Annotated in this window: 13 protein-coding genes; 10 read left to right on the forward strand and 3 right to left on the reverse strand. The window is 69.8% G+C overall.

What is annotated here, in order from left to right; genetic code table 11:
* Positions 1-378: 378 nt before the first annotated feature.
* A complete protein-coding gene (locus tag SLUN_RS36465) occupies positions 379-1,314 on the forward strand; it encodes a nitroreductase/quinone reductase family protein (RefSeq protein ID WP_108154141.1) in 936 nt (311 codons plus the stop codon).
* 38 nt (positions 1,315-1,352) lie between these two features.
* Here SLUN_RS36465 and SLUN_RS36470 read toward each other — a convergent pair whose 3' ends face one another.
* A complete protein-coding gene (locus tag SLUN_RS36470) occupies positions 1,353-2,096 on the reverse strand; it encodes a type 1 glutamine amidotransferase domain-containing protein (protein ID WP_108154142.1) in 744 nt (247 codons plus the stop codon).
* Positions 2,097-2,557: 461 nt separating this feature from the next.
* Between SLUN_RS36470 and SLUN_RS36475 the strand changes: the two genes are divergently transcribed.
* The 5 genes from SLUN_RS36475 to SLUN_RS36495 all read left to right on the forward strand — a co-directional run bounded on the left by SLUN_RS36475 (position 2,558) and on the right by SLUN_RS36495 (position 6,705).
* Positions 2,558-3,154, forward strand: coding sequence for an RNA polymerase sigma factor (locus SLUN_RS36475; RefSeq protein WP_108154143.1), 597 nt, complete (start codon positions 2,558-2,560; stop codon positions 3,152-3,154).
* Positions 3,151-3,822, forward strand: coding sequence for a hypothetical protein (locus SLUN_RS36480; RefSeq protein ID WP_108154144.1), 672 nt, complete (start codon positions 3,151-3,153; stop codon positions 3,820-3,822). Before SLUN_RS36475 ends, SLUN_RS36480 begins: the two co-directional genes overlap by 4 nt.
* 141 nt (positions 3,823-3,963) lie before the next feature.
* The gene (tgmA, locus tag SLUN_RS36485; RefSeq protein ID WP_108154145.1) at positions 3,964-4,155 is read left to right on the forward strand and encodes a putative ATP-grasp-modified RiPP; all 192 of its coding nucleotides are present in this window, start codon (positions 3,964-3,966) and stop codon (positions 4,153-4,155) included.
* Positions 4,156-4,171: 16 nt separating this feature from the next.
* Positions 4,172-5,101, forward strand: coding sequence for an ATP-grasp ribosomal peptide maturase (gene tgmB, locus SLUN_RS36490; protein WP_108154146.1), 930 nt, complete (start codon positions 4,172-4,174; stop codon positions 5,099-5,101).
* A 287-nt stretch (positions 5,102-5,388) separates the two neighbouring features.
* Positions 5,389-6,705: a phytase gene (locus SLUN_RS36495; RefSeq protein WP_108154147.1), complete on the forward strand. Its 1,317-nt coding sequence runs from the start codon at positions 5,389-5,391 to the stop codon at positions 6,703-6,705.
* 118 nt (positions 6,706-6,823) lie between these two features.
* Here the strand turns inward: SLUN_RS36495 and SLUN_RS36500 are convergent, their stop codons facing one another.
* Complete coding sequence (locus SLUN_RS36500) at positions 6,824-7,927, reverse strand: endonuclease/exonuclease/phosphatase family protein (protein WP_108154148.1); 1,104 nt, start codon at positions 7,925-7,927, stop codon at positions 6,824-6,826.
* 162 nt (positions 7,928-8,089) lie between these two features.
* On the reverse strand, positions 8,090-8,770 hold the full coding sequence (locus SLUN_RS36505; protein ID WP_108155148.1) for a TetR/AcrR family transcriptional regulator: 681 nt from the start codon (positions 8,768-8,770) through the stop codon (positions 8,090-8,092).
* A gap of 210 nt (positions 8,771-8,980) precedes the next feature.
* On the opposite strand from SLUN_RS36505, the gene SLUN_RS36510 reads away from it, so the two are divergent.
* From SLUN_RS36510 to SLUN_RS36525, 4 genes are read left to right on the forward strand one after another with little or no spacing between them, the layout of a single operon-like run.
* A complete protein-coding gene (locus tag SLUN_RS36510; protein WP_108154149.1) occupies positions 8,981-9,544 on the forward strand; it encodes a (2Fe-2S)-binding protein in 564 nt (187 codons plus the stop codon).
* An 11-nt stretch (positions 9,545-9,555) separates the two neighbouring features.
* Positions 9,556-11,931, forward strand: coding sequence for a xanthine dehydrogenase family protein molybdopterin-binding subunit (locus tag SLUN_RS36515; RefSeq protein WP_108154150.1), 2,376 nt, complete (start codon positions 9,556-9,558; stop codon positions 11,929-11,931).
* Positions 11,928-12,785, forward strand: coding sequence for an FAD binding domain-containing protein (locus SLUN_RS36520; RefSeq protein WP_108154151.1), 858 nt, complete (start codon positions 11,928-11,930; stop codon positions 12,783-12,785). The genes SLUN_RS36515 and SLUN_RS36520 overlap by 4 nt, the downstream gene beginning before the upstream one ends.
* A 4-nt stretch (positions 12,786-12,789) precedes the next feature.
* Positions 12,790-13,668: an AAA family ATPase gene (locus SLUN_RS36525; RefSeq protein ID WP_108154152.1), complete on the forward strand. Its 879-nt coding sequence runs from the start codon at positions 12,790-12,792 to the stop codon at positions 13,666-13,668.
* Position 13,669 lies beyond the last annotated feature (1 nt).

The following is a 13,669-nucleotide window of genomic DNA, read 5'->3' on the forward strand; positions in this document are numbered from 1 at the left end:
GCCGAAGGCTCGTACCGGAAGAAGCAGCCCGCCCCTGGTGCCGGCCACGTTGACAGCCGGCGACCCAGTGGCTGTAATGATCAGCGTGTCGCGTGACGCCGACCAAAGAGCAGTGGGCGGGTTGGCAGTTGGGCGGCACCCTTCACCCAGGGACGTTGCCATGAGTTCATACTCCGCACCCCGCGCCTGACGTAAGCGCCTCCATACGTCGTTCCCAGGTCCTGTCCGGTCCTGGGCCTAGTCCTCCGCGGTGCCCGGCACCGCCGTGTGACCTCAGTACGCCATGCCTCCCCGACGGCTGCCGTGCCCCGGCTCGCCCGTCCACGGCTCCGCGTACTCGATCCGGTCCACCGCACTTCTTGGGAGACCCAGATCCGTATGCCCACATCCTTCAACCACGCCATCATCGAGGAGTTCCGAGCCAACGGCGGAAAGGTCGGCGGTCCCTTCGAGGGCGGCGATCTGCTCCTGCTGACCACCACCGGCGCGAAGTCGGGGACGGAACACACAGCTCCGCTCGGCTACGTCCGCGACGGCGATCTGCTGCTCGTCGTCGGATCCGCGGGCGGCGCGCCCCGCCATCCCGCCTGGTACCACAACCTGCTGGCCCGTCCCTCGGTGCAAGTGGAGATCGGCACCGAGACGTTCGAGGCGATCGCCGTTCCCGCCGAAGGCGCGCGGCGCGACCGGCTGTTCGAGCGCGTGGTGCGCGCGGCACCCGGATACGCGGACTACCAGACCCGCACCACCCGCACCCTCCCGGTCGTGGTGCTGGAGCGGGCCGAGTCCGAGGAAGGGGAGACTCCCCACGAGGTCCGCAATCTCGCCGACAAGCTCGTGGAGGTACACACCTGGCTGCGCTCGCAGCTGCGCCACGTCCACGCCGAGACCGAGGCCCACTTCGCCGCGCGAGCGGCACATCAAGGCCCCGGCGAACCGCCGGCCCCGGGTCTCGGCCTGCAGATCCGGCAGCACTGCCTGGCGTTCTGCCAGTTCCTGGAGTTCCACCACACCAGCGAGGACGTGCACCTGTTCCCGGGAATCGCTGCCCACCACCCGCATCTGAGCGGCACCTTCGACCGGCTGCGCGAGGAACACCGTACGGTCGCGCGCATACAGGGCGAACTGGTCGCTCTGCTGGCCGACATCAGCACCGCAGACCCCCTGCGCTTCCGCGCCGAGCTGGCCCGGATGTCGGACGAGCTGACGACGCACCTCGACTACGAGGAGGAATCGCTGCTTCCGGTCCTGGCCGAGATCCCGTGGCCTCCGGCCCCGCCGATACCCGACGCGGCGGAAAGCACCACGCCCTGATGGGGGAGGAAGTGCCGGAGTCCGCGAATACTGGGTCCTCAAGCCAAGAGTTCGAGGAATCGGCGGCCGAAGAGGTACGCGTCCCCCGGCCAGCGGGCCGAGAGGTAGTTGCGGTCCTGGACGACGAACGCGGGGGCGTCGTCGGTCGCGCTGCCGCGCGCGGTGAGCACCCTCGGTCCACGCTCGAAGAGGGTGCCCGGATCGTCCAGGGCGGCCTTGACCTCGTCCTCGACGTAGGCCGGATAGGTGCGGTAGTAGCGGCCGAGGCGCCACGCCGTGCTCAGATACGCCGAGCGCTCCATGTACTTGGGCAGACAGGTCGTACGGCGGCCCGCCAGCACACTGCGATCGCCGCCGACTTCACGCGACCGCGCCAGCACCAGCACCCCGTGGCAGATCGCGCCGACCGGCCGCCCCAGCGCCCAGAACCTGCCGACCTGCTGGTGCAGCACCTCCGAGCCGAGGTACTGCCGCATTCCCGGCGCGTGCCCGCCCGGCAGGATCAGACCGTCGAACCCATCGACGTCCACATCCGCCCACCCCACGGTCGCGGCGAACTCCTCGGACCGGGTGAGTTCGTCGTAGAAGGCCTTGGGCTCCTCAGCGGCGCCGAGCTGCCCGAAGAGCACTCCGGTCAGCAGCCGCGGATCCGCGGCGGGCCGGGTTCCCGCGCGCTCGGTGGCGAACACCACCTGGTGCCCGGCGTCGGTCAGTATCCGCCAGGGCACGGCCACCTCGGTGACGTCGAAATCGCGGTCCGGGACCGGCATCAGCACACGCATCCGACCATCCTCGCAGGCGCAGCGGACAGGGCCCCCGGCGCGGGCCGGTTTTCTGCGCTGCGGCCGGTTCACCGCTGTGGCGGCGCGTCCAAACGGCCTTGCGGATATCGGCGTTCGGCTTCCTGACAACTTCCGATCGACAGTTCACAACTCGCGCCGGTTCGTGGACGGTTCAGGCGTGACGTTTGCCACCTCGGTGGCGCGCTCTGGTCGGGAGGTGCGCGACGGCTGCCCGTCTCCGCTGTTCAGCGGCATCGGCAGCCTCTCGCCGCGACGCGGATGATCTTGTCGATCGTGGTCGTGTGCCGGCGGTGGCGAGTCTTTCTGGGTGGCGCATGAGTGGTCGTCCGTCGAAATCGCTTAGGTGGAGGTGAGGCCGAACAGGCATCCGGTACAAGTGAGTTGACGTACCGCCCTCAACGAAGAGGAACCGCGATGACCCACGCCCAGGGGAGGCCGGCTTGAACGGCGAAGACGTCCAGAGAGGCGACTCACCCCACCACGGCAGGCTCACGCAGCCGGTACGCGATCTCTTGGCGCTCCCGCTCGACTTCGAGGCCTACTACCTCGGACACCAGGAGCTCTTCCACAACTATGCCGAGCTCCACCTTGGCAGTCGCCGCGCGGCCGAAGACGCGGTCCACGGCGTGTTCCTGACCATCCTGACCAGCTGGGACGAGCTCCTGCAGGCGGGAAACCTGGAACAGCGGGCGTGGGCGATCGTGCGCCGGACCGTGAGCCGCCGGCTGGAGGCCGAGGGCAGGCCGCCCGCGTTCGTCATCAACGGCGCCATCGCCCGCGTACTGCGCGCCGCCCGGGACAAGCTGAGCGTGATGGAGAGCAGGCGAGGACTGTACGAGGCGATCGCCGCCCTGCCGTCCCGTCAGTTCGACGTCATCGTGCTGCGGTATCTCCTCGGCTATCCGACGTCCCGGATCGCCTGGTTCATGGGTCTCAACGAGCGGACCGTGGACTACCACGGCCGCAAGGGCAAAGAGCGGCTGCGGGTGCAGCTGGGCCTGCCCGCCGACACCAAGAAGAGAGGGGAACGAAAGTGACCTCCGCCATAGACGACCTGCTGGCCGACTCCGCCATACCCCCCACGCAGCCCCGCGCCTTCGACGTCGCGGCCGCGCTGCGCCGGCTGGCCACCGACGCGGCCCTCGCCTCCCCTGCCTCGGAGGTGCTCCGGGCCTCGCAGGCCGGCCAGCGCCTCGGCGTCGTCTCGCGCTGGGTGCTCAACGGGCCGGGCGCTGCCATCCACGTGGACCGCCTGGCCGAAGGCCCCGAAGGTGGCGTCCAGCTGACGGAGGAGCAGATGGACGTGGAGGGTGCGCTCGTCTTCGCCTGCCTGCTCTATCTGACCGGACACCCCGAGAGCGCACAGTTCTGGTGGCAGCTCGCCGCCGGCGCCGGTCACCGGGGGGCCTCGTACTGCCTCCATCTTCATCACCTGGAGCTGGGGGAGGCGAGGGAGGCCCGGCACTGGTACCACCAGGTCACCCAGGCGCCGTCCGACACCTCGGCTCCCGACGACGCGTTCCTCGAGGGGCTTGAGCTGTTCGCCCGCTACGTCCGCGTCAACGGCTCCGCGGCCAGCGCGCCCACCGGGGGCCTGGAGGCAGAGGTCGACCGGCTGGCCTCACGCAACAAGAGCTGCGGCATCGTCAGCCGCCCCGACCGCCGACTCGCCGAGCGGCTTCACGACTTCACCGCCCGCCGCTGATCCATGCGCGAGGGCCGGACAGTGTGACGTCCTTCACGCCACTATGAGCCGAATGTGACGGAGGGTAGTGAGACCACTCCAACGTCAGTACGTACTGTTACGTGTGGCGTTGGACCACACACGGGGTACTGGAGGAGAGTCATGCGACCGTTCGTGTTGAACTACGCACTTCCGGCCGAGAATTCGGCGTTCGCGGATCCCTATACGTACGACTCCGCCCTTCAGTTGAACGTCCTGTCCGACGGACGCCCCGCCATCACCGACCCGGCGGTGCTCCTGGCAGCCGGGACGACGACGTCCACGGCCGGTTCCCAGACACACTTCGACGACTGACCGGCCCGGCACGTCGATGACTGTGCTGATCCTGACCTGCCGGCAGGATGTGACGACGGACATGGTGGTGGCAAGTCTGCACGAACGCGGCATCCCGCTCGTGCGGTTCGACCCCGCTGACCTTCCCGGTGAAGCCTCCATGTCCGCCGAGTTCATCAGTGGCGACTTTCGCGGTTATCTGTCGTACGACGGACGCCTGTTGAGCATGAGCGGCTTGCGCTCCATATGGGTGCGCAGGCCCGGCGAGCCCGCCGCGCACGCCGCCGAGCCGTCGGAGTGGCTCACCGCCGAGTCCGGGCAGGCCCTCTACGGGATGCTGAACTCCACCACGGCACGCTGGATGAACCACCCCTGCGTGGCCGCGCAGGCCCGCTGCAAGCCATGGCAGTTGCGCGTCGCCCACCGCAGCGGTTTCGCGGTGCCGCCCACGCTCATCACCACCTTCCCGCGCGTGGCCCGCCAGTTCGCGGCGCAGTACCGGGAGATCGTCGTGAAGTCCGCCTCCGGCCCGCCGCGCAGTGATCCACCGATCACCCTGCCCACCACCCGCATCGGGCCCGAGACGGACTTCGCCGACGTCGCGGCCGCGCCCACCCTGCTTCAGCAGTACATCCCCAAGCGGGCCGACATCCGGCTGACATCCGTCGGCGGACGGCTCTTCGCCGCCCGGAAGGTGTCCGAGTCCGGTCAGGTGGACGGGCGTTACGGCGAGACCGGTCACGCCTGGGAGCCCGTCGAGGTGCCCGACCGTATCGGCAGGGCTGTCCATGAGTTCACGGGGATTGCCGGTCTGGCCTACGGCGCTTTCGACTTCGCCGAGGACGCAGAGGGCGTCTGGTGGTTCCTGGAGTGCAACCAGGGCGGCCAGTTCGGCTTTGTCGAGCTGGAGACCGGTCAGCCCATCGCGGAGGCGGTCGCTTCCTGGCTGGCGTACACCGCTGCCTGAGCGGCCCCGGGGAAGTCCGGGCGGCGTCGCGGGCCGATGGCTGTCGCCTGGCTGCGTTGTCGTCAGTCGCCGACGCTCCGCGTGGACTCCTTCCTCCGCCTTGCCAGACTCGGCCCTCGACCCGCTCCTTCACCCACCCGGACTTCCCCGACACCGCTTAGGCCCCGGACCGGGCGAATTCACCGTCCGAACATGGCCGCATCATCTCGACGACAGTCCGGCGCCGCCCCTTGGCCGCATGCTCCCTGACGGACCATCGGCATGTCCCCGACATTAAGGAAGCGCCAGTGAGACTGCACCGCTCTCCCCGCACGGCGGCAACCGCCGCCCTGGGTGCCGCACTTGTCGCCCTCCTCGCCCCGCCCCCCGCGCAGGCACGTCCGTCGGCGCTGCCGACGGTGACCGCCACGGCGGAAACGGCGGCCCTCTACGACGACGAGGCAGGCGGCAACGCCAACGCGGACGACCCGGCGATCTGGCGGAACGCCGCCGATCCGGCACGCAGTCTGGTCGTGGCCACGGCGAAGGAGGGCGGCCTGCGGGTCTACGGTCTCGACGCCGGGCTGGTGCAGTCGATCCCCGCCCCGGCGCCGCCCGCGGCGGATGACGCGCCGGGCCGGTTCAACAACGTCGACCTCGTCACCGGACTGCGGACGCCCACCGGTCGCGCCGATGTGGCGGTGGTGAGCGACCGTGGCAACGACCGGCTGCGCGTCTACCGCATTGACCCCTCCCGGCCGGGGCGTCCGCTGACCGACGTCACGGATCCGGCGGCTGCCCCGGTGTTCTCCGCGAGCCAGTCCGAGATCAATGAGCAGCGGACGGCGTACGGCCTGGCGACGTGGACGGACAGGAGCACGGGGCGTTCGTACGCACTCGTCAGTCGGCGCAATCGGACCGAGGTCGCGCTGCTGGAGTTGAAGGCGACCGCGACCGGCACGGTCGGCTACCGGAAGATCCGTACGCTCGAACTCCCGTCGTCGTTCCGCCTCCCCAACGGTGCCCGGTGGAGCCCGTGTGCTGAGCCCGACGAGCTGCCACAGGTCGAGGGCATGGTCGTGGACCCGGCCAACGGAATGCTCTACGCCGGCCAGGAGGACATCGGCATCTGGCGCATGCGCGCCGACCTCACCGGCAAGCCCGTCCTGGTCGACAAGGTCAAGGAGTACGGCATCCCCGGCGTCTACGACGCGGAGACGGAGGAGTGCGCCCCGGGCGCCGATCCCGGCTACGGCGGCAGGCGACTGGCGGCCGATGTCGAGGGCCTGACCCTCTTCCAGGAGTCCGACGGCGACGGCTATGTGATGTCGTCGAGCCAGGGCGACAACACATTCGCGCTGTACGACCGTGAGATCTCCGAACGCAATGAGTACGAGGGCGGCTTCAGGATCGGCGCGGCCTCGGCCACGCTCGACGGCAGCGAGGAGTGCGACGGCGCGGCGGTGCTGAACGCGCCGCTGGGAGCGCGCTATCCGCGCGGCCTTCTCGTCGTCCAGGACGGACATGAGACGCCCGCGGCACCGGACGGAGAGGGCGGCGAAAGGGAGTCGACCGGCTTCAAGTTCGTCGATCTCGGTGCGGTGGTGGACGCCGCCGACATGTGACCTGCCCGGACGCGCCCTCGGGTGGTCCCGCCGGTTCGTGGAGCTCTCCGGTGCATCGGGCACCGGAGGGCTCGGTCGCGAGGTGGGGGTGCGGGGCCTGCCGCACGGGTTTGAGGCCTCACACCTCGAGGTCCGCGTACAGCGCGCCGTGGTCGGATGCCTGGGTGGCCTTCGACGTCACGGTCTCGAACGACTTGAAGGTGTTGGGCGCCCAGATTCCGCGCCGCTCCACTTCCACCGCCTGCACGTGCCGCCACAGATCCGGCGAGAACATCAGGTAGTCGATCTTCTGCTTGAGTGACTGGCCCGTCCCGTAGGTGCCGGGCGCTCCCGTGTAACTGCCGTGGTCCATCGCGTCCTGCAGGCCGGCGGCCAGGAGGAACCCGAGCGGCTCGCTGTCCGGGGTGTCGTTGAGATCCCCGGCGACCACGACGCGCGCGGAGCGCTCGAGGGCGGCCTCGTAGATCGCCTTGACCCGCTTGGCCTGCGCCTTGCGCTTGTTGGCGCTGACGGCGGGTTTTCCGAATCCCTTGCTCTTGAAATGGTTGCCCAGAATCCACAGCGGCTTCCCGCCCTCGAGGTCGACCTCGAACTCCGGGCAGTCCCGGCTGAAGATCGCCCGACCGGACTCGGCGTCGAAGATGTGCGACCGTATCGAGGTGACGGGGCGGCGGCTGAACAGCCCGATGTCGATGCCGCGGCTGTCGTTGCCGTCGATCAGCATGTTGAACGGATACTGCTTCGCGCCCATCAGATCGCCCAGTACCTGGTCGCTGAAACGCTGCAGGGCGAGCCGGTCCTCGACCTCGACCGTCAGCAGCACGTCGGCGTCCACCTCGGCGATCACCCGGCCGGTGTTCTGGACGGCGTCCCAGTTGAGGTCGTCACGGACGAGCTCGGCCCAACCGACCCAGTGGGGCCGCCCCTTGGCGATTATCTCGATGGCGCCACCCCGCTTGACCTTGAAGAGTCTGGCGCCGCCACGGGTCTCGTTCACCAGGATCGGCCGGGTCTTCGACAGGGAGTCGGGGACGTCGTACTTCTCGAGTATCCCGGCGATCTGCTCTTTGTCCTCGGCCGTGTAGGTCTCGTGGTCGAGGACGGAGACCAGGGTCGCGAAGTCCTCCAGCGTCTTCCGCCGCTCCGAGGTGTCTTCGACTGCGAAGACACGGGGTCGGCGGAAGAGGTTCTCGGCGTTGAAGGTTGCGATACGGATGGTCATGGCGCCTCCTTGTGCGGCGCGGGTCTACGCGGTCGACGGGGCAGGCGCCGCCGAGATCACTGCTCGCCGACACTCCAATACTCCGAGAGTGGGCGGTCCCTGTCCAACGGAGGAGGAAACGCGCGGCGGGTCAGGGGGCCGCGGCTCTGGGCACTGCCGGTGTCAGTCCAGTGATCGCAGTCCCCGGACGAGCAGGCGCAGACCGAATTCGAAGTGGGCCGTGAAGTCGCTGCTGGTGAGTACGGGCAGTGCCGCGGCGAGATGCGGGTAGTGGCCCGAAGTCACCGCCTGGCGCAGGCGTTCGGGGTCCGCGGGCTCCTCGTCCGTTGCCTGGGTGGCGGCTTGCTCCTCCAGGGTGTGACCGACGGTGAAGTGGACGACGGCCAGTGCCGCGCGTGCCGCGTCGTCGGGTTGGAAGCCCGCGTCGAGCAGGACGCCGACCAGGGTGTCGGCGAAGCCCAGGGTGTTCTCGCCGGTCGCGTGGGTGCCGGCGTAGACGCGTGCGCCGTCGCGGTGGTTGAGCAGCGCCGTACGCATCCGGCGGGCCAGGTCGGCCAGTTGCTCGCTCCAGTCGCCGTGGGCGGGGGACCGGGGGGTGCAGTCGGCCAGCATGCGCTCGGCCATCGCGGTCAGCAGATCCTGCTTGGCCGCGAAGTAGCGGTAGAGGGCGCCGGCCTGTGTGCCGACGGCGTCGGCCAGGCGCCGCATGGTGAGCGCGTCGAGCCCTGATGCGTCCAGGAGTTGCAGAGCGGCTTCGACGGTGCGGGCGTGGTCCAGTCTCGGCGGCCTTCCTCTTGTGGCGCGGGTGGCTTCGGGGGGCTGGGGGGTGGACGACGGACTCATGGCCACGACTATAGTGAACGACGTTCACGTGAACGATGTTCATTAAAGGGCTGTTCCGGGAACCCGTGAAGAACTCGCCTGCCGGCAGGGACAGCCCGTGGCCCAACGCGGCGTCCGCCGAGGGCTCGCGCGTCCCCGCACGGCGGCCTAGAGTTGCCAATATCAGAGCAGAACGGCAGATACCCCTTGCCCGTGTCTCTGGGAGGGCACATGACCCGTATCTCACTGACGGTGGACGGCACGGCGTACGAGGACGACGTGGAGCCTCGCCTTCTCCTCGTTCACTACCTGCGCGACCGCCTGGGCCTCACCGGCACCCCCGTCGGATGCGACACCAGCAACTGCGGCGCCTGCACGGTCGACCTGGACGGTGACAGCGTCAAGAGCTGCTCGGTTCTGGCCGTCCAGGCCGACGGCAGCGCGGTGACGACCATCCAGGGCCTGGCCACCGACGCCGAATGGGACCCGCTGCAGACGGCGTTCCACGAACAGCACGCCCTGCAGTGCGGCTACTGCACGCCCGGCATGATCATGGCCGCGCGTGACCTGCTCAAGGAGAACCCCGACCCGACCCCGGACGAGATCCGCCACGGTCTCGAGGGCAATCTCTGCCGGTGCACCGGCTACCAGAACATCGTGCGCGCCGTCCTCGCGGCGGCTGCCGAAGAGCGCCGCCGCCGCGCTCCCGCACCGGGGGCGGAAGAAGCTCACGCACCCGGAGCCGGGCCGGAAGCCGCTCCGGCCATGCCAAGAACCCCGGCCTCGGCCGGGTAGGAGGCGCCGGTATGACCGACCAGCTCACTGCCCCGGAAATCGGTCGCTCCCGCACCCGCAAGGAGGATGCCCGGCTCGTCACGGGCCGGACGACCTGGACCGACAACATCGCCGTCCCGGGCCTGCTGCACATGGCGATCCTGCGCAGCCCCATGGCGCACGCCAGGATCGACCGCGTCGACGTCTCGCCCGCGCTGGAGCGGCCGGGAGTCATCGCCGCCTTCAGCGGCCGGGACCTGGCGGACGAACTCGGCTCCATGCCCTGCGTGTGGCCGGTGACCGAGGACATCGTCATGCCCGACCACCCGGCGGTGGCCGTCGACGAGGTCCGGTACGCCGGCGACCCGGTGGCCATCGTGATCGCCCGGGACCGATACGTCGCGGCCGATGCGCTGGAGGCCGTCGAGGTCGACTACACACCACTGCCTCCGGTGCTGGACCTGGAGGCCGCGCTGGCCGACGGCGCCCCCCTGGTGCACTCCGACAAGGGCACCAACCGCTGCTACACCTGGCCGCTCGCCGCCGGCGACTACGAGGCGGAGAAGGCCCGGGCGGATGTCGTCGTCCGGCGCCGTTACACCCAGCAGCGGCTCATCCCGAACGCGATGGAGCCGAGGGCCGTGGTTGCCACACCGCCCACGACGTCCAACGAATACACGTTGTACTCATCGACCCAGATCCCGCACGTCGCGCGAGTGATTCTCTCGATGGTCACGGGAATCCCCGAGCACAAGCTGAGGGTGGTCGCCCCGGACGTCGGCGGCGGCTTCGGCTCCAAGCTCCAGGTGTACCCCGAGGAGGCAGTCGCCCTCGCCGTGGCCAGGCGGCTCGGCCGGCCGGTCAAGTGGACCGAGTCCCGGTCGGAGGGCTACCAGGCCACCCATCACGGCCGCGGCCAGATCCAGGACATCGAGCTCGCGGCGACCCGGGACGGCAAGCTGCTCGGGTTGCGCGTCGATCTGCTCGCCGACATGGGCGCCTACCTGATGCTGATCACTCCCGGCGTCCCGCTCCTGGGCGCGTTCATGTGTCCGGCCATCTACAAGATGAACGCGTACAGCTTCAACTGCACCGGCGTCTTCACGACCAAGACCCCCACGGACGCCTACCGCGGCGCGGGCCGTCCGGAGGCGACGTTCGCGATCGAGCGGACCATGGACGAACTGGCCGCGGAACTCGGTATTGATCCGATGGAGGTGCGCCGTCGCAACTGGATCGGCCACGACGAGTTCCCGTACACCACGATCGCGGGGCTCACCTACGACAGCGGCAACTACGAAGCGGCCACCGACCGCGCGATGGCGCTCTTCGGCTACGACGACCTGCGGGCCGAACAGCGCGCGCGGAACGAACGGGGCGACCCGGTGCGGCTCGGCATCGGCATCTCGACCTACACCGAGATGTGCGGCGTGGCCCCCAGCCGGATGCTGGGCAGTCTGAACTACGCGGCCGGCGGCTGGGAGGCGGCGAGCATCCGCATGCTGCCCACTGGCAAGGTCGAAGTGGCCACCGGCACCAGCCCGCACGGGCAGGGGCACGCCACCTGCTGGAGCCAGATCGCGGCCGACGCGCTCGGTGTTCCGTTCGAGGACGTCGAGGTGGTCCACGGCGACACCAAGGTGGTGCCGCAGGGCATGGACACCTATGGCTCCCGCTCGCTGGTGGTCGGCGGGGTCGCCGTCCACCATGCCGCGCAGAAGGTGGTGGCCAAGGCCCGCAGGGTCGCAGCCCACCTGCTGGAGGCGAACGAGGCCGACCTGGAGTTCTCCGGCGGGACCTTCTCGGTGAAAGGATCGCCCGAGGCGACGAAGACCATTCAGGAGGTGGCCTTCGCGACGTTCTCCTCCCACGACCTGCCCGACGGCATGGAACCGACGATCAACGCGGAGCACCTGGTCGATCCCGAGAACTTCTCGTTCCCGCACGGCACCCACCTCTGCGCGATCGAGGTCGACACCGAGACCGGCCACGCCCGGATCCGCAGCTACGTCTGTGTCGACGACGTCGGCAAGGTGATCAACCCGATGATCGTCCAGGGGCAGATCCATGGCGGCCTCGCCCAGGGCATCGCCCAGGCGCTCTACGAGGAAGCGGTGTACGACACCGAGGGCAACCTGGTCTCCGGCACCATGGCGGACTATCTGGTGCCCTCCGCCGTCGACCTGCCCGACTTCGTCACCGACCGCACCGAAACCCCGGCGACATCCAACCCGCTCGGCGCCAAGGGCGTCGGCGAGGCCGGGACGATCGCGTCCACACCCGCCGTGGTCAACGCGATCGTGGACGCACTGCGGCCGATGGGCGTGAGAGACGTGGCGATGCCGTGCACACCGCAGCGGATCTGGCAGGCCGTCACAGCGGCCCGGGCCGAGGAGGGAACAGCATGATTCCCGCGGCATTCGACTACGCACGCCCGCAGACGGTCGACGAAGCGGTACGCGCCCTGGCGGACGGCGGCGAGGAGGCGAAGGTTCTGGCCGGCGGCCAGAGCCTGATCCCCATCCTCCGGCTTCGGCTCGCCTTCCCCGAACTGCTGGTCGACGTCGGCCGGATCCCGGAACTCCGCGGTGTCCGCGAGGACGCCGGGACTCTTGTGATCGGAGCCATGACGACCCACCACGACGTCATCCACGACCCGCTGGTGCGCAGCCACGCAGGGCTGCTGGCCGCGGCGACCGAGACCGTCGCCGACCCGTCCGTACGCCATCGCGGCACCATCGGCGGCTCGCTCTCCCACGCCGACCCTGCGGGGGACCTGCCGACTGTGCTGCTCGCACTCGACGGCGAGATGGTCGCCATCGGGCCGCAGGGCCGGCGCATCATCCCGGCACGTGAATTCTTCACCGACTACCTGCAGACCGCGCTGCGGCCCGACGAGCTGCTGGTGGAGGTCCGGGTGCCCAAGAGCGACAACTGGGGCTACCACTACGAGAAGTTCAACCAGGTCGCGCAGGCCTGGGCGATCGTCGGTGTGGCGGCCATGGTGCGACGCGACGACGGCCACCTCGTCGAATCCCGTGTCGCGCTGACCAACATGGGGGCGACCCCCTTGCGGGCGAGTGCCACCGAGGAGGCGCTCGCCGGGGCGGACGCCGACCCGGCCGCGGTGGCGCGGGCCGCCGAATCGGCGGCGGACGGCACTCGTCCGGCGTCCGACCTGTCGGCGTCGCCCGAGTACCGCGAACACCTGGCGCGGGTGCTCACCCGCCGAGCGGTGCTGGCGGCGGCCGGGATGGAGTGAGGGTGTGACGGACGGGCCCGGCGAGCTGCGGGCGAGACTGGAGAAGACCGGCTATCTCGTCGACGACGGTCTCGCGATCGCCTGCTTTCTGGCCCTCAAGCTGCACCGGCCGATCTTCTGCGAGGGCGACGCGGGCACGGGCAAGACCGCGCTCGCGTCCGCCCTTGCCCAGGTCCAGGGCGCACCCCTGATCCGCCTCCAGTGCTACGAGGGCATCGACGCGTCCCAGGCCCTGTACGACTGGGACTTCCCGCGCCAGCTGCTGCACCTGCGGGCCGCGGAAGCCGTCGGCGTCACCGATGCGGGGCGGCTGGAGAGCGAGCTGTACAGCAGGCGGTTCCTCATCGCGCGCCCGCTGCTGCAGGCGCTGGAGACACAGCCGTCGGTCCTGCTCGTCGACGAAGTCGACCGGGCCGACGACGAGTTCGAGGCGTTTCTGCTGGAGCTGCTCTCCGAGTACAGCGTCACCGTCCCCGAGCTGGGCACGCTGAGGGCTGCGTCGCCGCCCGTGGTCGTCCTCACCTCCAACCGCACCCGCGAGGTCCACGACGCGCTGAAACGGCGCTGCTTGTACCACTGGTTCGACCACCCGGGGTTCGAGCGCGAACTCGCGATCGTCCGCAGACGCCAGCCCCAGGTGACCGAACGGCTCGCCGCCCAGGTGACCGCCGTCGTGCAGACCCTGCGCACCCAGGATCTGCTCAAGCCGCCCGGGGTGGCCGAGACCATCGACTGGGCCGAGGCCCTCGACGCGCTCGGCGCGACCGAACTCGACGCCGAACTGGCCGTCGCCACGCTCGGATCGGTGCTGAAGTACCGCGAGGACGCCGACCGGGCCCGATCCCTCGACCTGTCCGCGATCCTCGCGGCACGGGGAGCGTGAA

Origin of the sequence: Streptomyces lunaelactis (assembly GCF_003054555.1) — a bacterium.
GTDB lineage: Bacteria > Actinomycetota > Actinomycetes > Streptomycetales > Streptomycetaceae > Streptomyces > Streptomyces lunaelactis.